21 protein-coding genes are annotated in these 21,734 nt (G+C 45.9%); 15 read left to right on the top strand and 6 right to left on the bottom strand.

All coding sequences use genetic code 11. The features are described 5' to 3' along the window. The first annotated feature begins 13 nt into the window (after positions 1 to 13). The 6 genes from fliN to flhB are packed head-to-tail and all read left to right on the top strand — an operon-like array spanning position 14 to position 3,938. Complete coding sequence (gene fliN / locus MU515_RS06020) at positions 14 to 424, top strand: flagellar motor switch protein FliN (protein ID WP_005471831.1); 411 nt, start codon at positions 14 to 16, stop codon at positions 422 to 424. Between the two features lie 3 nt (positions 425 to 427). After that, a complete protein-coding gene (gene fliO / locus MU515_RS06015; RefSeq protein ID WP_260259506.1) occupies positions 428 to 823 on the top strand; it encodes a flagellar biosynthetic protein FliO in 396 nt (131 codons plus the stop codon). Beyond that, positions 810 to 1,682, top strand: a complete 873-nt coding sequence (gene fliP, locus MU515_RS06010) for a flagellar type III secretion system pore protein FliP (RefSeq protein ID WP_260259505.1) — start codon at positions 810 to 812, stop codon at positions 1,680 to 1,682. The genes fliO and fliP overlap by 14 nt, the downstream gene beginning before the upstream one ends. 12 nt (positions 1,683 to 1,694) lie before the next feature. Next, positions 1,695 to 1,964: a flagellar biosynthesis protein FliQ gene (fliQ, locus tag MU515_RS06005; RefSeq protein ID WP_260259504.1), complete on the top strand. Its 270-nt coding sequence runs from the start codon at positions 1,695 to 1,697 to the stop codon at positions 1,962 to 1,964. An 8-nt stretch (positions 1,965 to 1,972) separates the two neighbouring features. Next, positions 1,973 to 2,755 (top strand): flagellar biosynthetic protein FliR, encoded by a 783-nt coding sequence (gene fliR / locus MU515_RS06000; protein ID WP_260259503.1) that lies wholly within the window; start codon positions 1,973 to 1,975, stop codon positions 2,753 to 2,755. 46 nt (positions 2,756 to 2,801) lie between these two features. Next, positions 2,802 to 3,938: a flagellar biosynthesis protein FlhB gene (flhB, locus tag MU515_RS05995; protein WP_260259502.1), complete on the top strand. Its 1,137-nt coding sequence runs from the start codon at positions 2,802 to 2,804 to the stop codon at positions 3,936 to 3,938. Between the two features lie 69 nt (positions 3,939 to 4,007). Here the strand turns inward: flhB and smrB are convergent, their stop codons facing one another. Further along, complete coding sequence (smrB, locus tag MU515_RS05990) at positions 4,008 to 4,538, bottom strand: endonuclease SmrB (RefSeq protein WP_260259501.1); 531 nt, start codon at positions 4,536 to 4,538, stop codon at positions 4,008 to 4,010. Between the two features lie 73 nt (positions 4,539 to 4,611). Between smrB and prmB the strand changes: the two genes are divergently transcribed. Together prmB and aroC are read left to right on the top strand one after the other, a co-directional pair. Further along, the gene (prmB, locus tag MU515_RS05985) at positions 4,612 to 5,544 is read left to right on the top strand and encodes a 50S ribosomal protein L3 N(5)-glutamine methyltransferase (RefSeq protein WP_260259500.1); all 933 of its coding nucleotides are present in this window, start codon (positions 4,612 to 4,614) and stop codon (positions 5,542 to 5,544) included. Between the two features lie 209 nt (positions 5,545 to 5,753). Then, positions 5,754 to 6,839, top strand: coding sequence for a chorismate synthase (gene aroC / locus MU515_RS05980; protein ID WP_260259499.1), 1,086 nt, complete (start codon positions 5,754 to 5,756; stop codon positions 6,837 to 6,839). A gap of 63 nt (positions 6,840 to 6,902) precedes the next feature. On the opposite strand, the gene MU515_RS05975 is transcribed toward aroC, so the two are convergent. Beyond that, entirely contained in the window at positions 6,903 to 8,915 is a 2,013-nt protein-coding gene (locus MU515_RS05975; protein ID WP_260259497.1) for a DUF885 domain-containing protein, read from the bottom strand. A gap of 494 nt (positions 8,916 to 9,409) precedes the next feature. After that, complete coding sequence (locus MU515_RS05970) at positions 9,410 to 10,033, bottom strand: trimeric intracellular cation channel family protein (RefSeq protein ID WP_260259496.1); 624 nt, start codon at positions 10,031 to 10,033, stop codon at positions 9,410 to 9,412. A 271-nt stretch (positions 10,034 to 10,304) separates the two neighbouring features. Between MU515_RS05970 and MU515_RS05965 the strand changes: the two genes are divergently transcribed. Continuing rightward, a complete protein-coding gene (locus MU515_RS05965; RefSeq protein ID WP_260259495.1) occupies positions 10,305 to 10,835 on the top strand; it encodes an elongation factor P hydroxylase in 531 nt (176 codons plus the stop codon). Positions 10,836 to 10,906: 71 nt separating this feature from the next. Here MU515_RS05965 and MU515_RS05960 read toward each other — a convergent pair whose 3' ends face one another. Together MU515_RS05960 and MU515_RS05955 are read right to left on the bottom strand one after the other, a co-directional pair. After that, the gene (locus MU515_RS05960) at positions 10,907 to 11,389 is read right to left on the bottom strand and encodes a hypothetical protein (RefSeq protein ID WP_260259494.1); all 483 of its coding nucleotides are present in this window, start codon (positions 11,387 to 11,389) and stop codon (positions 10,907 to 10,909) included. 11 nt (positions 11,390 to 11,400) lie between these two features. Continuing rightward, on the bottom strand, positions 11,401 to 13,542 hold the full coding sequence (locus MU515_RS05955) for an LruC domain-containing protein (protein WP_260259493.1): 2,142 nt from the start codon (positions 13,540 to 13,542) through the stop codon (positions 11,401 to 11,403). Between the two features lie 157 nt (positions 13,543 to 13,699). Here MU515_RS05955 and MU515_RS05950 point away from each other — a divergent pair, with 157 nt between their 5' ends. From MU515_RS05950 to MU515_RS05940, 3 genes are all read left to right on the top strand, one after another. Further along, complete coding sequence (locus MU515_RS05950; RefSeq protein ID WP_260259492.1) at positions 13,700 to 13,963, top strand: YfcL family protein; 264 nt, start codon at positions 13,700 to 13,702, stop codon at positions 13,961 to 13,963. Between the two features lie 107 nt (positions 13,964 to 14,070). After that, positions 14,071 to 14,601, top strand: coding sequence for an NADPH-dependent FMN reductase (locus tag MU515_RS05945; protein WP_260259491.1), 531 nt, complete (start codon positions 14,071 to 14,073; stop codon positions 14,599 to 14,601). Positions 14,602 to 14,797: 196 nt separating this feature from the next. Then, positions 14,798 to 15,889, top strand: a complete 1,092-nt coding sequence (locus MU515_RS05940; RefSeq protein WP_260259490.1) for a serine hydrolase domain-containing protein — start codon at positions 14,798 to 14,800, stop codon at positions 15,887 to 15,889. Between the two features lie 53 nt (positions 15,890 to 15,942). Here MU515_RS05940 and mnmC read toward each other — a convergent pair whose 3' ends face one another. Continuing rightward, positions 15,943 to 17,952 (bottom strand): bifunctional tRNA (5-methylaminomethyl-2-thiouridine)(34)-methyltransferase MnmC2/FAD-dependent 5-carboxymethylaminomethyl-2-thiouridine(34) oxidoreductase MnmC1, encoded by a 2,010-nt coding sequence (mnmC, locus tag MU515_RS05935; protein WP_260259489.1) that lies wholly within the window; start codon positions 17,950 to 17,952, stop codon positions 15,943 to 15,945. A gap of 128 nt (positions 17,953 to 18,080) precedes the next feature. On the opposite strand from mnmC, the gene fabB reads away from it, so the two are divergent. The 3 genes from fabB to MU515_RS05920 all read left to right on the top strand — a co-directional run bounded on the left by fabB (position 18,081) and on the right by MU515_RS05920 (position 21,680). Then, complete coding sequence (fabB, locus tag MU515_RS05930; RefSeq protein ID WP_260259486.1) at positions 18,081 to 19,292, top strand: beta-ketoacyl-ACP synthase I; 1,212 nt, start codon at positions 18,081 to 18,083, stop codon at positions 19,290 to 19,292. Between the two features lie 244 nt (positions 19,293 to 19,536). Then, a complete protein-coding gene (locus MU515_RS05925; protein WP_260259484.1) occupies positions 19,537 to 20,670 on the top strand; it encodes a 4-phosphoerythronate dehydrogenase in 1,134 nt (377 codons plus the stop codon). Continuing rightward, on the top strand, positions 20,667 to 21,680 hold the full coding sequence (locus MU515_RS05920; protein WP_260259482.1) for an aspartate-semialdehyde dehydrogenase: 1,014 nt from the start codon (positions 20,667 to 20,669) through the stop codon (positions 21,678 to 21,680). The genes MU515_RS05925 and MU515_RS05920 overlap by 4 nt, the downstream gene beginning before the upstream one ends. Positions 21,681 to 21,734: the final 54 nt, after the last annotated feature.

Below are 21,734 nucleotides of genomic sequence, written 5' to 3'. Positions count from 1 at the left end.
ATAGGTATTAGGTATGGAACCAAGTGACGACCAAAAACTGGCTGACGAATGGGCAGCCGCGTTAGGTGAAGATCCAAGCGCTCCAGAGATTGATGTTGATGAAGTGATGTCAGCACAACTGGATGAGCTAGAAGATACATCTTCACCGATTTCTGATGATGAGCGTCGTAAACTCGATACCATTTTAGATATCCCGGTGACTATTTCGATGGAAGTAGGCCGTTCGCAAATCAGTATTCGTAACTTGCTGCAATTGAACCAAGGTTCAGTGGTTGAGCTAGAGCGCTTAGCGGGCGAATCGTTAGATGTATTGGTTAACGGTACTCTGATCGCTCACGGCGAAGTGGTTGTGGTGAACGATAAGTTCGGTATTCGTCTCACTGACGTAATCAGCCAAACAGAGCGAATCAAGAAGCTAAGGTAGCCTATGAACTGGAAAGCGTGTTCGCTTTTACTGCTTTCATCGCTGTTGTCACCAATGGCGTTAGCGGCTCCTACCAGCCAACTAGATTGGGCGACCACCTTTGGGTCGCTCTTGTTCGTTTTAGCACTGATCTTATTGTTGGCTTGGTTGTTAAAGCGTATGCGCATGCCTGCGCTAGCCAATCAAAAGGGGTTGAGTGTTGTTAGGCAAGTTGCGGTAGGCACAAGAGAACGTATTATCATCGTTCAAGCAGGTGAAGAGCAGTTCTTAGTGGGGGTCACTCCACAAGCGATTCAATTAATCTCTAAACTGGAAAAACCTTTGTCTCAGGAGGAGCTGGCATCCAGTCCGTTTGCAAATCAACTGACTCAGCTTTTAAAGAAGAATGATAAAAATTAACGCATTATCTTCCCTGTTATTGAGCTTGGTATTGGCCTTGTTTTCAACCAGCGTATTGGCTCAAGAAGAGCTAGATACCCCAGTGAATAACAGTGTTGCATCGAACTCTGTCACAGTCAGTGCCATGGAACAGCAACAAGGCTCGGCTAAGACCATCTCAACTAGCACGGTTACAGGCGGCAGTGGTGGTATTCCTGCGCTAACCATGACCACCAATCCTGATGGCAGTGAAGATTACTCCATCAACCTGCAAATTCTAGCGTTGATGACCATGCTTGGCTTCTTGCCAGCCATGGTGATTTTGATGACGTCTTTCACCCGTATTGTGGTGGTGATGTCGATATTGCGTCAGGCGATGGGTTTACAACAGACGCCATCTAACCAAGTGATCATTGGTATCGCGATATTTCTGACTTTCTTTATCATGTCGCCAGTACTGAACAAGGTGAATGATACCGCGATTCAACCTTACATTAACGAGCAGATCTCAGCGCGCCAAGCGTTCGATTTAGCGCAAATTCCGATGAAGGATTTCATGCTAAAACAGACGCGAGTGAAGGACTTAGAGACGTTTGTTAACATCTCAGGCTCAACGGCAACTGCGCCGGAAGATGTCTCCATGGCGGTTCTTATTCCTGCTTTTATCACTTCGGAGCTGAAAACCGCGTTCCAGATCGGCTTTATGCTGTTCTTGCCGTTTTTGATTATCGACTTGGTGGTGGCCTCGGTTCTGATGGCGATGGGTATGATGATGCTTTCGCCAATGATCGTATCGTTGCCGTTTAAGCTCATGCTGTTTGTATTGGTCGATGGTTGGAACTTGATATTGTCCACCTTGGCCGGCAGTTTTGCCTTGTAGCGGGAGAAGCCTATGACTCCTGAAATGTTCGTCGAGCTGTTCCGTGATGCACTTTGGATGGTGCTTATCATGGTGTGCGCCATTATCATTCCCAGCCTTTTGATTGGTTTGGTGGTGGCGATATTCCAAGCCGCAACCTCGATTAACGAACAAACTCTAAGTTTCTTACCGCGTTTAATCGTGACCTTGTTGGCTTTGATGTTCTTTGCCCACATGATGACCACCATGATGACGGAATACTTCTATTCCATCATTGAGCAATTACCTCAGGTTCTGTACTAGGAGCCCTGATGGAGTACCCTGCAAGCGTCGTCCTCGATTGGATTGCCAACTACTTTTGGCCTTATACCCGCATTGCCGCCATGTTGATGGTGATGTCGGTAACAGGGGCGCGCTTTGTTTCCACCCGTATTAGGCTTTATCTTGGCTTAGCCATTACTTTGGCTGTGATGCCTGCGATACCTGCTGTACCGCAATCTATTGAGTTGCTCTCTTTCCAGGGCTTTATGGTGCTGCTTGAGCAGATCATCATTGGCGTGGCGATGGGTACGGTGACGCAGTTTATGATCCAAACCTTTGTTATTTTGGGTCAGATCTTAGGTATGCAATCGAGCTTGGGTTTTGCTTCAATGGTTGACCCTGCTAACGGTCAGAACACCCCTTTGCTTGGTCAGCTATTCATGTTTTTGGCCACCATGTTCTTTTTGGCCACCGATGGCCATTTAAAGATGTTGATGCTGGTGGTGATGAGCTTCCAGTCATTGCCTATTGGGATTGGTAAACTGAACGCGGTGGATTTTCGTGAGTTAGCGTTGTGGCTTGGAACCATGTTCCAGCTAGCGCTAAGTATGTCGCTGTCTGGCATTATTGCACTTTTGACCATTAACTTGTCATTTGGCGTAATGACTCGTGCAGCTCCGCAGCTAAACATCTTCTCATTAGGTTTTGCCTTTGCCTTGATTGTCGGCTTGCTTTTATGTTGGTACATCATTGGCGGTCTATTTACCCATTACGAGCTGATCTGGCTGCAGGGTGAACAGCAAGTTTGTCGCTTTATTCGTTTAAATTGTTAGTCCATACTTTTTGAAGTTATGGTTCTAGAAGTAACAGGAGACTGAGTTGGCAGAGTCAGACGGTCAAGAACGTACCGAAGACGCCACGCCCAGGCGCTTGCAACAGGCTCGTGAAAAAGGGCAGGTTGCAAGGTCAAAAGAGTTAGCGTCGGTTTCAGTATTGGTTGTAGGTTCAGTCGCCTTGATGTGGTTTGGTGAGGGCTTGGCGCGCGCGTTATTTAATATCATGGGGCGTCTTTTCGAACTGCAACGTGAAGAAATCTTCGACCAAACCAAATTGTTTGATATCGCCCTTGGCTCAATGGGTGCGCTATTACTGCCGTTACTACTTATTCTGTTTGTACTGTTTGTCGCTGCGCTGATAGGTGCTGCTGGGGTTGGCGGTATCAGTTTCTCGGCTGAAGCTGCGATGCCAAAGCTTTCCAAGATGAACCCGCTTAGCGGTCTGAAACGTATGGTCGGCATGCAGAGTTGGGTTGAGCTGATCAAATCCATCTTAAAAGTATCGCTCGTGTCGGGTGTGGCATTTTATCTGATAGAGGCGGCGAAAGAGGATTTGTTCCAACTCAGTTTGGATGTATTCCCGCAAAACATCTTCCACGCGCTCGATATTCTGCTCAACTTTATTCTATTGATTAGCTGTTCCTTGCTGGTTGTGGTGGCGATTGATATCCCGTTCCAGATTTGGCAACACGCCAACCAATTGAAAATGACCAAGCAGGAAGTGAAAGACGAATACAAAGACACCGAAGGTAAGCCAGAGGTGAAAGGCCGTATTCGTATGCTACAACGGGAAGCGGCTCAGCGCCGAATGATGGCAGAAGTACCACAAGCTGATGTTATCGTAACTAACCCGGAGCACTTCTCGGTGGCGCTGCGCTATAACCAAACCACCGACAAAGCGCCGATTGTGGTGGCGAAAGGTGTCGACCACATGGCAATGAAGATTCGTGAAATCGCCCGCGAGCACGATATCTATATTGTTCCAGCGCCGCCGTTAGCTCGTGCTTTGTATCATTCCACTGAGCTAGAACAAGAAATTCCAGATGGTCTGTTTACCGCGGTCGCGCAAGTATTGGCTTACGTATTCCAGTTAAAACAGTACCGAAGAAAAGGTGGTCAACGACCGACGTTGAAAGGTGGGGATTTGCCAATCCCGCCAGACTTAAGGCAAGACAGCTAACTGAAACGAATAGGGAATCAAACATGATTCCCTATTTTTGTTATGAGTTAAGTCTTCTGATGTGAGTGGTTACTTCTCTGGAATCGATAGTAAAACCAACAGTGCACCGTCACCGCCAAACTCTAATGGTGCTTGGTGAAAGGCCATTACATCTGGATGCTGGGCGAGCCATAATGGCGCTTTTTGCTTAAGGATGTGTTTGCCGATCCCGTGCTGAACGCAGGCACAAGAGATTTCATTCTTTATGCAGTAAGCGATCATTGCGCCTAATTCACGCTTCGCTTCTTGCTGCGTCATGCCGTGCATATCTAAGAAAACGTCAGGTACATAGACGCCGCGACGCAGTCTTTTTACTTCATAAGTAGAGACGTCATCACGCGCGTAGCGCGTTGGTCCTTCCTCATTTAGTAGCGGAACGAACTCATCTGAGAAATAAAACTCAGAATCGGCTGCTTCACGACCACTTCGAGTGATTTCTTTGTGCTTTGTATTTTTTTTTGGTTGCTGGACTATGGTATCCTGTGGCAACTTTTTTACGCCTTGTACTGCATCCCTAAAGAGGGCGAATTCGTCATCGGCTTCGGTGTCTTTTGAGCTCATGGGAAATAAATACGTTTATAACGATTAAAAAATAAATGGTTTGGCAGTATTGTAGCGCTTTTCGGAGGCAATTTTGGATAAGATTTTTGTAGAAGAAGCGGTTTCAGAACTTCACTCGCTTCAAGATATGATCCGTTGGACTGTGAGCCGCTTTAATGCAGCGAACCTTTTTTATGGTCACGGCACGGACAACGCGTGGGATGAAGCTGTTCAGCTTGTCTTGCCAACCCTTTACTTGCCAATCGATGTGCCTCCACACGTATTGAACTCTCGTTTAACTACTAGCGAGCGTATGCGTATTGTTGAGCGCGTAGTAAAACGTATTAATGACCGTACGCCAACCGCATACCTAACTAACCGTGCTTGGTTCTGCGGCCTAGAATTCTTTGTTGATGAACGTGTGCTTGTGCCTCGCTCACCAATCGGCGAACTGATTCAAGCTGAGTTCCAACCTTGGTTGATTGAACAGCCAGAGCGCATCATGGACTTGTGTACCGGTAGTGGTTGTATCGCTATTGCTTGTGCGCACGCATTCCCTGACGCAGAAGTAGACGCGATTGACATCTCTACGGATGCACTGCAAGTAGCTGAGCAAAACGTTCAAGACCACGGTATGGAGCAGCAAGTATTCCCAATCCGTTCAGACTTGTTCCGCGACCTACCAAAAGAGAAATACAACCTGATCGTGTCTAACCCTCCATATGTGGACGAAGAAGACATGAACAGTCTGCCAGACGAGTTCACTCATGAGCCAGAACTTGGCCTAGCAGCGGGTACTGATGGCCTTAAGTTAGTTCGTCGTATCCTAGCGAATGCACCAGATTACTTAACCGATGATGGTATTTTAATCTGTGAAGTGGGTAACTCAATGATCCACATGATGGAGCAATACCCAGAAATTCCATTCACTTGGATTGAGTTTGAAAACGGCGGCCACGGCGTATTCATGCTAACTCGCGAGCAGCTAGTTGCCTGTGCAGATGAGTTCTCGCTATACAAAGATTGATACGCTCAATCTCTGATTGTTTAAAAACGCCATGCCAAGTGCATGGCGTTTTTTATTGCTTTCTATTTACCGCGTGGGTTGGAAATAAGTTAGCAATTAGTTGTGGTTTAGGGCTTTACATCAAATCGTAATAAAGCCACTATGAATCCACGAACAATAGGAACAACGCCAGCAAACAATAGTATTTGCGGGTGTAAATTGAGGAAGCAATGGCAGGAAATAGTATCGGACAACACTTTCGAGTGACAACATTCGGAGAAAGTCACGGTATCGCACTAGGATGTATCGTCGACGGTTGCCCTCCGGGGTTAGAAATTAATGAAGAAATGATTCAAGTCGACTTAGATCGTCGCAGGCCAGGTACTTCTCGCTATACCACTGCGCGTCGTGAGCCAGACCAAGTTAAAATCCTATCCGGCGTATTTGAAGGTAAAACCACTGGTACTTCAATTGGCCTATTGATCGAGAATACCGATCAACGTTCAAAAGATTATTCAGACATCAAAGACAAGTTCCGTCCGGGACATGCTGATTACACCTATCACCAAAAGTATGGTCAACGTGACTACCGTGGTGGTGGCCGCTCTTCTGCGCGTGAAACCGCAATGCGAGTGGCAGCAGGTGCGATTGCGAAACAGTATCTAAAGCAAGAGTTTGGTGTTGAGATCCGTGCTTATCTATCGCAAATGGGTGATGTATCCATTGATACAGTCGATTGGAACGAAATCGAAAACAACCCATTCTTTAGCCCTGATGCAAGCAAAGTAGATGCGTTTGATGCGCTTATTCGTGATCTGAAAAAGCAAGGTGATTCTATTGGTGCCAAGATCCAAGTGGTGGCGACTAATGTGCCAGTTGGATTGGGTGAGCCGGTGTTTGACCGTTTAGACGCTGACATTGCTCACGCGTTAATGAGCATCAACGCGGTGAAAGGTGTTGAGATTGGTGATGGCTTTGATGTGGTAAGCCAAAAAGGTAGCGAGCATCGTGATACTTTGTCGCCACAAGGCTTTGGTAGTAACCATGCCGGTGGCATTTTAGGTGGCATTTCGACTGGCCAAGAAATTGTTGCCAATATCGCGCTAAAACCGACTTCAAGTATTACCGTGCCGGGTGAGACGATTAATCGCCAAGGTGAGCCAACTGAGTTGATCACCAAAGGTCGTCATGACCCATGTGTGGGTATCCGCGCGGTGCCAATTGCCGAAGCAATGTTGGCGATTGTGGTGATGGATCATCTGCTGCGTCATCGTGGTCAAAACCATGGCGTTAGTACCGAAACCCCACAAATTTAAGCGCAAGCATAAATAGAAACGGCTCCTAGTTAGGAGCCGTTTTATTATTGGCTTTACGCCATTTTACTTTTTCGACGCAATCCAGTTGTTCACGTTCTCTTCAACCACTTCCATTGGCTGTTGACCATAACTAAGCAGTTGATGGTGGAACTCCGCATAATCAAATTTATCACCTAGCTCTGTTTGGGCTTTATCTAACATCTCTTTGATTACCAAGAAGCCTGATTTGTAAGAGACGGCTTGACCAACGTGCGCAGCGTAACGGTAGCTTTCCGATTCAATATCTCCGTCGCCTAGTGCAGAGTTAGCACGCATGTAATCACGCGCTTGTTGAATACTCCAACCTTTCGCATGGATACCAGTATCGACCGCTAAACGCATGTTGCGTAGCTGCGCCTCGTTCAAACTGCCAAAGTATTGCAGTGCATTACACTCTTCTTCATCGGTGTAGATACCACCTTGGAATTGGCTGTAATCAAGGTCAGCCAAGCACATGCCCTTACCATTGATAAAGGTTGGTTGGCCTTGTTGGTTAAGCTCACCATAGATGCCCATTTCGATGCCCAACCACTCTGTGTACAGTGCCCAACCTTCACCGTAAGCGGTGTACCAAATATCATCCATGTAAGCTGGGATATTCGCAGGTGGGTACTCTTTAGAGTAAGCGTGTTGGAAGTGGTGTCCCGGCGCTGCTTCATGAAGCAATAGGGTTGAAACGTTCCATTTTTGTAGGCTGTAGTCTGGGTTGGTGTTTAAGGTGAAGACATTTTCATCGTAAGAGCCTACGCCGTCATAAAGCTCACCACCAGCTGGTGTTGGCTCAATAGCATAGTCGGTTTGGATGGTCTTAAAGTAGCTAGCGACGACGTCGTTAGCGTTCACTTTGAATGAGTAGTAATCAAGTAGCGAGCTTTCACACGCAGATTGATTCGACGCTTGCTTACATACTTCGGCATGCTCAGTGCCTGAGACATTGCGGCCATCTCGACCGAAGAAGAACTGTTCACTGTTTAGGTATGCGAAGAATTCAGGTAAGTTAATCTCGCCATTGGCGTCAACGAGCTTGAAGGTACGCATCGCGACTTTCTTACTGCTTGGATCGCGGAACAGTGCTTTAACTTCATCACCGCGTTTCTCCACAACTGTTTTAGCCACACGAATCATCTCAGCTTTGGCATCCGCGACGAGCTTTTCGCCCATCTGATGTAGCTCTTGAGCAGACTTACCTGTGGTGCTGTTTCTGTCTAGGTGCCATTGATACCAAGCTTGACCATTGGGTAGGTCGCCCCAGCCGATGTGTTTGTCATTGAGTGAGCCTTCTCCACGTGAAGAATTCGCGTAATCACTGCGCACGTAGCTTAGGAACTCTTTAGTCACCTTAATCGCTTGCGTAACCGCTGCGTCATATTCTGCAACGAATTTCGGGCTGTATTCCGCGTGAGATTTCAGATCTTTTAAGCCCACTTTCAAGATAGCGTAATCGTCGGTTGCAATGGTATCTAAGCTATTTTGGTAGAAGCGATTGACTAACACTTTTGGTAATTGAATGTGCTGCAACTCGCCTAAGTGATATTGGCTGTGTAGGTTTCTTACCCATGAGGTGTAGTCATTAACCTTTTCGAGTTGCTGTTGGTAGGTGGCTTGGTCTTCGCCTTCATTGGTTGCTTCAACCGCGGCTCCCGCTTCTTCCGCATGCCATTGCATGTAGTTATAGAAATGGGTTACAGGTACGTCTGGGTTACCGAAACGAGCATTGGCGAATGAAGCGCCTCTAATCGCCACTTCGCGGTCAAAACGGAAGGTGTCGAAATAGACTTTTTCTTCATCGGTCAGTTTACTGCGATCAACTTGTTTGAGTTGATCTAAATAGCTGCGGTCGAGGGTTTGTCGCGCTGCCGCCATTTGATCGTTAATGATGCCAAACTCCGACTTATCGAGGTTTTGCATATCTTGGGTGTAGTTGGTCAGCAGCGTATCCAGTTGCTGCGACGGAGGAGTAGTGGAGGTGTTCGCACAGCCGGATACGGCCAAGGCGATAACAGCGGAGCAAAGGGTCAAAGAAAATTTATTTTGCATTTGTTAGTCCTTAAATCATTAGATTGGCAGACATCTGACCCACAATTAACTGGTTATTATTGTGCTATAGCGCAGAGCTCAGTATGAGTCAGAATGGCGAAGACTTTCTGCAAAAGTTAGGTTATAGAATGGCTTGCTTAAGATGTGTGCAAATGGTCACAGTAACAAAGGGTGAATAAATACCCAGCAAAGGGATGAATTATTCGTCATGAATGAATATGCGAATTTTGCCAAGCCGTGAACCATGAGATAAGCCATTGAGTGACCAATTTTGCTCGCGATTTGGATGTTTTTTAGGCGGGGGATTTTGGCAAGAGTAAAAGAATTTCGCTGAAACCGAAACAAGCTCACAGATTAGCCGATTGTGTATCAGGTGCAGGGATATTTATCGCATAGCGTAATCGAGTGCGAAGGGAAACGACCAGACCAACAGCAAGTTATTGTTTTGCTGGTAACTTGCTGCTGGAGGTTTGGTATCGGTGGTTTTTAAATGGTTAGTGAACCGAACCTTCCGTTTCCAAATGGAACGAAGGTAAGCGCCATTTAAAGCGAACCGCGGCCATGCGCAGTAGATAACCAACAACCAAAGTGCTGATAGTGGCTGTAACGTCAGAAACTTCAAATTCTAGTAATACTAGGTATAAGCCAGAGGCAATCAAGGCGACTGATGCGTAAAGTTCTTCATGTAATACGAGTGGTGTTTGACGGCAAATAAGGTCACGCAGTAGGCCACCGAATACACCAGTCACTAGCGCAGACACCATGCAGATGCCCGGGTGAAGGCCCATGCCAAGGGCCACTTTAGTACCGATAATACTAAATACGATTAGGCCAAGCGCATCTAAACGAATGAAAAGCCCTTTGAGTTTGATTACCCACTTCGCCATGCCCGTTGTTAGCACACCAGCAATGCAGGTGATGGCGAGAAATTCAGGATTTTTAACCCAACCAAGAGGGTAATGGCCGAGTAGAATATCGCGCACCGTACCACCACCAATTGCGGTGGCACTGGCCACTAGCATCACACCAAACCAATCCATTTTACGGCGACCAGCACTCAACGCACCCGTCATGGCTTCAGCGGTAATCCCGATGATATACAACACACTCAATAGCATAGCGAAAACTCAAAAACGACAAATAAAGAAAGGGAATAACCAGCAACAAGTTGTGACTCTGGCATTCTATAAAATAAGACGCAGAGTCTAGTGGTTATTGGCTACAAATACGAATGAGATTTTATATTTACGAAATCGTTTTTCAGATAACTAAATCTAATGAAGAAAGCTAAAGCGTGGTTTGGCAACCATCGAGAAAGGTGCGAGAATACGTAGCCTCAAGAGACAACGACTTGATTGACCGATTAACATAACTTTTTTCAAACTCACCATGACCCACGATTACAACGACTTAATTACTATCTTTAATCAAACCTTCTATCCAACCTATAACACCAAGTTAGAGTTAGGTGGCGATGAGCCTATCTATCTTCCTGCTGATAAAGAGTTTGATTACCACCGCATTGTATTTGCGCGTGGCTACTATGCGTCGGCATTGCATGAAATCGCCCATTGGTGTGTCGCTGGGCCTGAGCGCCGTTTGTTAGAAGATTTTGGCTATTGGTATGAGCCAGATGGTCGCACAGAAGCTGTACAAGCAGAGTTTGAAAAGGTAGAGATTCGCCCTCAAGCTTATGAGTGGATTTTGGCTATGAGTGCCGGTTTTCCGTTTAACGTTAGTTGTGACAACTTACATGGTGACTTTGAACCAGACCGAGTCGCTTTTATGGCTAAAGTACACAACGAGGTGATGTCGATTTTAGACAAAGGCGTACCAGAGCGTGTTGCGATGCTATCCGATGCATTAAGAGCGCATTATCAAATTGAGCCGATTCAGCCCGTGCAGTTTATTGTGAGTTAACATACTTTCTGACGTTAATAAAAACCGCCGATTGATGGCGGTTTTTTGATTGAGCTGTCTGTGAGGGTGATTTAGTTAATTGTCCAGGTGGTTTCGCGCTGATTATCGTGGCTTAAGGTGTAAGTCATCGGTTGACGGCCTTGCTCCATAATCCAAATTACCGCGATGAGCTCTTCACAGTGGTTGGCGACGCGTAAATCGAAACTGCCTTTACCTTGTGTCAGTGAACTCTTAAGTAAGCACATGTCAAAGTCGACTTGGCTGATATCACCTTTGGCGTCGCTGTTGTCGCAAACCGAAATGAAAGCCCTTTGTGTCGATGTTGCGGAGATATCAACATCAATATCCACCTGATACACCGACTCAAGTTTGTTATCTGGGTCGATAGCCAGATCTTGAACGGTCAGGGTATTGGTTGTGGCTGGTGGTGTTGTGCTGCCTGAGCCACCGCTTCCTCCATTACTGCCACCTCCTCCGCCACCACCACAACCAATGAGAAGTGCTGTGAGTAATAAGTAAAAATAGTATTTGATTGCTGTTAGAGCATTACTCATGAGACTTCTCCTTAGTCTGAATAGGCGTTGTTGCTGTTAGGGTCGGTGTACCAGTTGGGCTCGGTGTTTCCTGAGCTATCTTGAGAGAAATCAGCGAACTTGGCGTAAGTATCTAGAATGCTTATTGCCTCTTTTGGGTGTTGCCAATCGGTTGGAATCTCAATAGCCCAAGGTAAACCATTGCTGGTTTGGAAGTGGGTGTTTGAACCATTGCCACTATCGACACCTAGATTGCGGTAGCGCGTATCAAATTTGTCGGTTGGCGCTTGGTTTTTAAGGTGAATCTCCAATCCACGTCCTGGGTAGCCGCCCGTTAACTGATAGCCGATGTCGCCATAGTAGAAACCCGGAGACGCAAAAATAAATGGGTCGTAAGGTAAGTCGGGCATACTGCTGGTGCTGATCGGGTTTTGGAACTTAAACTGTAATGTCCAAGTAGGGCGATAAGCGGTTCCACAACCTTCTTGAGTTCTAAAGTAGGTGCATTGCTCTGCTTCACCAGCTGTCACTAATTGCCACAAATCTTGATGGATAATGAATACCGCATCGGTCGTGCCTGATTCTAAAATTTCACCGGAAACTGGTTGGCCATTAATAGTCAGTTGCACCGATTCTTCACGGACATCCGATACTGGTACATTGGGTAAATGAATCGCGAACCCAGAGTGATAGTCTCCGCCAAGCGCAGCGACTTTACCTTCGATTTTGGCGCGTATCACTTGATCGTTTTGAATGTACTCAGTGTATTTAACGTTCATTAATACATCATTGAGGTCGTAATCGCCTGATACGGGGTACTGATCTTCGTAGGCAAAACTGGTGTAACTAGACCCTGTAGGGTAGTACTCAGTTGTCACGCCTGTTTCAGTCACTTCCACTTGATAATCTTCCACTTCCCCTTGCGCGACACCGCCAAATGGCCCGATGCCACTGGTATTACTTAGACGAAAGCGCGCCCAAGTATCTCCAGCTGATGCCCATGCAGGCACGTCAATGTAGAGCGTATTACTACCATCGCTAACGGACTGGTCGCTCAGCACTTGTTCGTCATCATCAAATTGCCCGTTTTGGTCCCAATCGATCCAGCCGTTAAGTACAGAGCCTGAGCTGCTTCCCGATACCGTCGCGATAACCAGATTCAAGCCGCCAGTTTCAAGCTGGGTCGGGAATGAGATGCCGTCATCATCGTCGCTTCCGTCTGACGCATCATCACTCAGTGGGTATTCGTAGGCTTCGGTTTCACCATCAATTGTGCTACCAAGCATGAGCGAGGTAATGCCGTGGCGAGCGCCTGAAGAGGCATACTTGGTTTGATAACTGTCAGGTGCGTCGCCAAAGTCAGTATTCTCACTGGGTTCAACGGGTGCGAGTGCGCAGCGCGCGCCGTCATTAGAGTTGCTCGATGGGCCGTAAGAGTAAAAAGAAGCTGAGGAATTAGTGCCATCCAGCGCCACTTTGTATACATAGCCGTTGCTGTTGTTACTCAAATAGAGGTTACCGTCGACATCAAAATAGACCGCGCCAAAAGTGAGTTTAAAACCGAGTTCCGTTTTATCGAGCAGTTGATTGAGGCGAGTGCTGGTGCCTGCATTCACATCAATACGATGTAAGTAACCATTGCTATCTACGCTGTAGGCATAGCCATTATCTGGGTGAAACGCGATATCAAAAATCGCCGGTGAGCCAAATTGAGCGCTGTTGGCAACGAGCGTCATGTCTAGGGTATCTAAATCAACGCGAAACAGGCCGCTTCCCGGGCGGTAGCCATACCATGCATATTCATCGACAGCGACATCACCAACATAAATGGAGCTGGGAGCACTACTCGGTTTGTTTACAGCAAGTGGATATTTGGTAAAGGTGCTATCGATTTTGGCGAGAGACTTCGCGCCGTAATCCCAGCCATAAATGAAATCGTCTTGCTGGCTAAAACCCACGGCGTTGATTTTGGCTGCGCCCAAATTAGAGCTCAATACAGCGTAGCTACCTAAATCAATATTCATACCGTAGGAAACAGGTACGCCAGTTGGATTTTGAATCAAAAAGGCTTGTGTGGGACAGGATGAAAAAGGCGTTTCCGCTTGTGCAGGTAGTGCGGCAAATATCGAACCACTCAAAGCTAGCCCTAAGGTGGTTATTTTTCTCTTTTTCATGGTGTTCCCTCACTAAAATTGCGTATGTCAGTGAGAGATTGCATAGCCTATGCCACATCGCGAACCCTTGTGTTTATTAGCATTTGCGTTCGTTTTCCCAATGTGAGAAGCTCTGCTCTCTTTTTGAAAGTCAAACTGATTAAACAAAGCGAATACGATGATAATTGAATTTGAAGAGAAGCTTTTAGAGCTGATCGATGCACGAATTGAAACTGCTTCTGATGATGAGCTGTTTGCTGGTGGCTACTTACGTGGACACATTTCTTTGTCTGCAGCATCATGTGAAGAAGAAGGCATCAACGATGTAGAAGAGTTAAAAAATCGAATCATCGTTAGCCTTGATGAAGCGCGCTCTGAGCTAACACCGGCTGATCGTATTATTGTTAATGACCTTTGGTTGGATTTGCTAAACCACGCTTAAGGTTATTCAGTTATTTAGAATGACTCATTTTAATAATTGTGGTGGTTGCTTTTTTGCTTAGTTTCTATGCTTAGACCATAGTCATTTGCAAAGTAAGGAACGCCACAATGAAAATCATCGCTTTTGGAGCTTCGACTAGCTCTAACTCCATCAATAAAACCCTCGCCAGCTACGCAGCTAACTTGATCGATAATGCCGATGTGACGGTGTTAGACCTCAATGATTATGACGTTCCACTTTTTAGTGAAGACAAAGAAAAAGAAATTGGCCAAGCGGAAGGCGCTAAAGCGTTTCTTGCTGATATTGCGCAGGCGGATGCGTTAGTCATTTCTTTTGCTGAGCACAATGGCGCATACACGGCGGCGTATAAGAACCTGTTTGATTGGAGCTCTCGAATCGAACGCAACGTATTTCAAGATAAACCAGCCATCTATTTAGCCACTTCTCCAGGCCCTGGTGGCGCGTCCAATGTATTAGCAGCGGCTGCTGGCTCTGCGGGTTACTTTGGCGCAGAGGTGAAAGCATCACTCTCTATTCCAAGCTTTTACGACAACTTTGATTTAGAAGCGGGCGCGTTTAAAAATCAAGAGCTAACCCAGCAAATAAAGCAAACTGTAGAGCTATTAAAGGATGAGTGATTGAAATTCACACTACCTACATAAGCCAAATGTACGTATACATTTGGCTTTGTTGTTTTATTGAAATATTTCGCAAAAAGTGATGATTTATAAAACTTCGTTTTTTAACAGGTTAAACGACTGATAGATTGACAAGGTCTACGTGTTTATCGAGGTTAAGCGTTTGTTTTTAAAGTATTCACTGTTTGGGAAAATAATGTCCTTGGTAGGATTTGCTTTCCTATCTCTAACCAGCTTTGGTGTAAGTAGTCATAGCTTTGAAAGAGAAAAATTGGATACATTCCTGAATGCATTAGCTGAAGAGAATGTTTTGTGGGTGAGTGTGGATATTCGGGATAATGCTAATTCGGTTTATAGCCACCAAACAGGGTTCTCTAAGGTAGAGTATGGGTGGTTTGGCAAGGTTGAACGTTTACCGATTCAAAAGAACTCTCGATATAAAATAGCTTCAATTTCAAAGACCTTTACAGCGGTGCTCGTCTTCCGACTCATTGAGCAAGGTAAGTTGAGTTTAGATACGCCATTATCGAGGTTCTACCCCTCAATCCCTAATGCAGAAAGTATTACTATTGGTCAAATGCTGATGCATTGGAGTGGTATTTTCAACTATACCAGTGTCGAAAGAGAGTTGCTTATCGAGCAATGCAAAGGAGTTTACGATCAAGAGAAAATGGTTGATCTAATTGCGTCTTATCAACCGACTTTACCTCCTGCAATGTATAAATCTTATTCCAATTCTAATTATGTACTTTTGTCTGGCATTGTTGAGCAAGTCGCGCAGAAAGATTTTGGTGAGTTACTCAACGAAAAGATTATTTCGAAGTTAGGTTTAGAAAACACTTTCCTATGTGCAACCAATGGGTGTGAGGGATACATCGATTCATTCTATTTTTATGAAGATAAGTGGTATGAAGATATGGATTGCTCAGGCAGTTATGTACGAGGCTCTGGTTCAATGGTCTCGACGGCCGAAGATCTCACCCGATTTTCTTATGCGCTGTTTAACGGAGAATTGATTTCTCCAGATTCTTTAACCTTGATGAAAGGCATGACGAATCAACATGGTATGGGGTTAGAAAAGATACCGTACTACTACCGAACTATGCATGGTCATACAGGGTCGCTGGATTCATTTTTGTCAGTCTATGGATACTTTGAATATGACGGAACATCAATAGCGATGATTGCGAATACATATTCAGATGGAAAGTTCTTTGATGTGTTTAATGCCATTTTGGACATTTACCATGGGAAATCGGTTGATCTAGAGGACTTTGTTCAAAAGTAATTTAGTGTGTAAAGCGCAGTAACTTTACTGCGCTTTCAATTGGTTTTTGGGTATTAGACCTCAGTAATTGCTTTGCCTTTTTTCAGCTTTCTTACCCACATTCTGCTTGGGTCTAAGGTTTCCAGTACGTCTACTGGCAGTGGTAGCGGATCGCCACAAATCTGCGATGCAAGTAACTCAGCCATCAAAGGCGCAGAGCTTAAGCCACGTGAACCAAGGCCTAATAAGCAAAATAGATTGTCATGATGTGGTGTGTTTTCGGCATCATCTTGCGCAGTAGTTTGCAAGTTGGCGTAGCTTAGTTTGATTTGCTCGAAATCACCGACATTGCCGACAAACGGTAAATGGTCACGACTAACACAGCGAACACCTTGGCGCGATTGGTTGCCAGAAGTATCGACATCATTTGGCCATGCTTGGTTAGGCACACATTTTTGCAGTTTCTCACCATTTTCTTGCTGGGCGAATGGGTCAAAAACAGAGTCGATGTGGCTACGATCGTAACTTGCACCAATGCAATGATGTTGGTTGTTAGGGTTTACGGGCGTCATGTAGCCGTCGTAACACAACACCGTTTTCAACTTGCTTAAATCGGCGGTTGTTGGAATGTGGCTTACTTGGCCTTTTACCTGCCCAAGTGGAATAGCTTTACTTGGCGCTAACTGATTAAACTGATGGCCATTAGCGATCACCACACAATCGTGGGTAAAGGTTTGTTCTCCAACCGTTAACTGCCATTGCTGTTGCTTTTCCAGTTTATCGACTTTGTGATTAAAGTGAGCGGTAAACAGTGGTGATTGTTCAAGCTGAGCAATAATGCCTTGAGTGAGCTCGGCAGGGCACAACCAACCCCCTAGCGGGTAATGCACGCTAGGCATATCAATCGGTAGGCCAATGATTTGCTCGGTCTGCTGCTGGTTTAGCTCTTGAATTAACTGAGAGTCAAACTTGCCACCGAGCATGTGGCTTAGCTTAGTGGCTGATTTTTCGTCCCACATTAGCTGAGTGACGCCACACCAATCGTGATCAAAAGAAATCATCTCAGCGGCTTGCTCTACAAACTGACGAGCAAACAGAAAACCCGGCGCAAACATACGTGATACACCAGAATGGTCGCCATTAAGTAGTGGATACACCGCGCCTTGGCGATTGCCTGATGCACCTTGTGCAGGTTTTTCATCTTGGCAATACAGGGTCACTTTTTGACCACGACGCACAAGTGTACGGGCCAGGGCGGCGCTGGCAATGCCACCACCAACGATGGCGATGTTGTCATGAGATTCACTCGCAGAGCGATGGAACCATGGTTTCTCATTGCTATGGTCATTTCGCTTAGTCAGTGCTCCGGTAATCATTTCTCGCTTGGTGCCAAAGCCTTTGACTTTTTTCATGTCAAAACCAGCATCAATTAGACCTCGGCGAACAAACCCAGCTGCGGTAAAGGTCGCACAAGTACAATCTTGCTTAGCCAATTTTGCCATGCCATCGAACAGGTTTTGGTTCCACATTTCAGGGTTTTTACTTGGCGCAAAACCATCTAAAAACCACGCATCCACAACGCCTTGTTGTGGCACAGGTACAAGTGGCATGCAATCTTTGATATCACCAAACCATAAATCGAGAGTAATAGCGCCATCAGCGAGCACAATACGCTGACACTCAGGCACTGCAATCGGGTAGTGGGCTTGTAGCTGCTCTGCATATTTAGCAAGCTCAGGCCAAGATTGATGGGCTTTGACTAAATCTTGTTGGCTTAACGGGTATTTTTCAAAACTGATGAAGTGCAGCTCTTTTAGAGGTGCATCAGGGTTCTCTTGCTTAAATTGCTCAAACCATTGCCATACCGCTAAGAAATTTAAACCAGTACCAAAACCTGTCTCAGCGATAACGAAGCGGCGTTGGTCATATTGCTGCCATCTTTGTGGTAGATGATTTTGCTGTAAAAACACGTAACGTGTTTCTTCTAGGCCGTTAACGTTAGAAAAGTAGACATCATCAAACTGGTCAGAAACAGGTGTGCCTGCTTCATTCCAATCGAGCTGAGCGTTAGTTATGATAGTCATAGTGTCTGCAATTTATGAAAAATGACGAGAAAGTGATGACGATTGTACGGTTTTAAGGGAAAGCTGACCACTTTTCCTAACTAACTTGGTTATCATCTAGCGGAAATTGAAATTATAGGAATGTCATAATGAAACGAGTCGTAATCACCGGTATGGGTATTGTTTCAAGTATCGGTAACAACGTCGAAGAAGTTCTAGCGTCTCTACAAACAGGTAAGTCTGGTATTACTGCATCAGAGCAGTTCAAAGAAAAAGGTCTGCGTTCACAAGTATGGGGTGATCTAAAAATCAACCCAGCAGAGCACATCGACCGTAAACAGATGCGCTTTATGGGTGATGCGGCTGCGTATGCATACCTATCAATGCAGCAAGCAATTGAAGATGCAGGTCTAACTGAAGACCAAGTATCTAACGACCGTACCGGTATCGTTGCGGGTTCTGGTGGTGCTTCATCACTAAACCAAGCGGTAGCGGTAGATACGCTGCGTGAGAAAGGCGTTAAGCGTATTGGCCCTTACATGGTACCTCGTACTATGTCTTCAACGGTTTCTGCTTGTCTAGCGACCCCGTTTAAAATCCGTGGTGTGAACTACTCAATGAGCTCTGCATGTGCAACTTCAGCACACTGTATTGGTCACGCAATGGAACTGATTCAACTTGGTAAGCAAGACGTCGTATTTGCAGGTGGTGGTGAAGAGCTAGATTGGACTCTAACCATGATGTTTGATGCGATGGGTGCTCTATCGACGAAATACAACGAGACGCCAGATAAAGCATCACGTACTTACGATGCAGACCGTGACGGTTTCGTTATCTCTGGTGGCGGCGGCATGATGGTTATTGAAGAACTAGAACATGCTCTAGCACGCGGCGCGAAAATCTACGGTGAGATCGTAGGCTACGGCGCAACTTCAGATGGTTACGACATGGTAGCACCATCGGGCGAAGGCGCGGTTCGTTGTATGAAGATGGCAATGCAAGATGTCGATGCGATTGACTACGTGAACACTCACGGTACTTCAACGCCAGTTGGTGACGTGAAAGAGCTAGGCGCAATCCAAGAAATCTTTGGTGAAAACAGCCCAGCAATCTCTGCAACTAAAGCGATGACAGGTCACGCACTAGGTGCAGCAGGTGTACATGAAGCGATCTACTCAACACTGATGCTACACAACAACTTCGTAGCGCCAAGTGTTAACGTTGAAAATCTAGATGACGCAGCACAAGGTCTAGACATCGTAACAGAGAAACGTGACGTTGAACTGAACACAGTTATGTCAAACAGCTTTGGTTTCGGTGGTACTAACGCAACGCTAGTTATCAAGAAGTATCAAGGCTAACTGAATTCGCCACTCCAACATATTGGGGATAATGGCAATCCAGTTTCCAGAGCTTGACCGCTGAAAGGCGGTCGAACAGACGCAGATTTTGGCCCATGGAGAGCGGGTCAAATTCCTTTTGTTCTGGAAGTTTACCCGGCTATATAGCCGGGTTTTTTCTTTTTATGGGCTACTCTTCTACAATCTCTCGACACTCCACGCGGTTTTTTGCACAATCAGAGCAAATGGATAGCGAACGAACAAAATGAAAATTGTAATTGACGAAAATATGCCTTATGCAGAAGAGCTGTTTAGCCAACTGGGTGAGGTGGTACTTAAGCCGGGTCGTACATTAACTGCTGATGATCTTATTGATGTTGATGCCTTGATGATTCGTTCTGTCACTAAAGTGAATGCGGAGCTGATTACTAAAGGCAACAAATTGAAATTTGTCGGCACTGCAACGGCTGGAATGGATCACGTGGATCAAGCGCTTTTGCAAGACAAGGGTATCTTCTTTACTGCCGCTCCGGGTTGTAACAAGGTAGGTGTTGCTGAGTACGTGTTTAGTGCCTTGATGGTACTTGCGCAGCAGCAAGGCTTTTCTGTATTTGATAAAACCGTGGGTATTATCGGTGCAGGTCAAGTCGGTAGCTACTTGCAGCAATGCTTGGAAGGCATTGGTATTAAAGTGCTTTTAAATGATCCACCCAAGCAACTTGCGGGTGATACGCGTCATTTTACGCCACTTAATGAGTTACTTGAGCAGGCTGATGTCATCACAATGCATACGCCAATTACTCGTGATGGCGAGCATCCGACCCATCATTTAATCAATCAGCAAGTGCTAGATAATCTACGAGGCGATCAAATTCTGATTAATGCTGCGCGTGGCCCAGTGGTTGATAACCAAGCGTTGAAACAGCGATTAGCCAAAGCAGATGGCTTTACCGCAGCACTAGATGTGTTTGAGTTTGAACCTCAGGTTGATATGGAACTGCTACCTCTGCTAGCATTCGCCACCCCTCATGTCGCTGGCTATGGCCTAGAAGGTAAAGCACGCGGCACGACGATGATTTTTAATAGTTACTGTGAGTTCTTGGGTAAACCCCTCGCAGCCACTGCGCACGAGTTACTGCCGATTGCGCCCATTCCTCAGCTAGAATTAGATCGCGCTTGGGATGAAGCAACGCTGCACAATCTGACTCAGATAATTTATGATGTGCGCAAAGATGACGCCTTATTCCGTCGTGAGATCCATAAGCCAGGTGCATTTGACCAAATGCGCAAGACATACTGGGATCGCCGTGAATATGGCGCAGTAAAGCTAGTTGGTCGAGATAATTGCAATCTTGAGCCATTAGCAAAACTAGGTTTTCAAATTGAGGTAGATGAATGAGCCAACAATTTAACGTGGCCGTACTAGGCGCAACAGGCGCTGTAGGTGAGACCATCATTGAGGTGCTGCAAGAGCGCAAGTTTCCAGTAGGTGAGATTTTTCTACTAGCAAGCGAGCGTAGCGAAGGTAAAACATACCGCTTCAATGGCAAAACGGTACGTGTACAAAACGTTGAAGAGTTTGACTGGTCTCAAGCTCACATTGCTCTATTCTCAGCGGGCGGTGAATTATCCGCTAAATGGGCTCCAGTAGCGGCAGATTACGGTGTGGTTGTGATTGATAACACGTCACACTACCGCTACGAATACGATATTCCTCTGGTTGTGCCAGAAGTAAACCCAGAAGCGATTGCTGAATTCCGTAACCGTAATATCATCGCTAACCCAAACTGCTCAACAATTCAGATGTTAGTCGCTCTGAAACCGATTCACGATGCAGTGGGCATTGAGCGCATTAACGTATCTACTTACCAATCTGTATCAGGTGCAGGTAAGGGGGGGATCGATGAGTTAGCGGGTCAAACGGCTAAGCTTTTGAACGGTCTTCCTGCGGAAACTGAGCAGTTCAGCCAACAGGTTGCGTTTAACTGTATTCCACAAATCGATCAGATGATGGAAAACGGTTACACCAAAGAAGAAATGAAGATGGTGTGGGAAACACAAAAAATCTTCAATGACCCATCAATCACAGTTAACCCAACGTGTGTTCGTGTTCCTGTGTTCTATGGTCACGCGGAAGCGGTTCATGTTGAAACTCGAGCGCCAATCGATGCACAAGAAGTAGTTCAAATGCTGGAAAATACCGATGGTATCGAAGTGTTCCACGGCGAAGATTTCCCAACACAAGTTCGTGATGCAGGCGGTAAAGACCACGTAATGGTCGGTCGTATTCGTAACGACATCAGCCATCATAGCGGCATTAACCTGTGGGTTGTGGCGGACAATGTTCGTAAAGGTGCAGCAACCAACGCTGTGCAGATTGCAGAAGTATTGATTCGCGATTACTACTAATTCTATCAATACCCAATACGAAGCCTCGCTAGATTAGCGGGGCTTTTTTAATCG

Source organism: Vibrio intestinalis (assembly GCF_025195085.2).
GTDB classification, from domain to species: Bacteria; Pseudomonadota; Gammaproteobacteria; order Enterobacterales; family Vibrionaceae; genus Vibrio; species Vibrio intestinalis.
The sequence above is the reverse complement of the archived record's forward strand: the minus strand, read 5'-3'. Positions and strand labels throughout refer to the sequence as shown.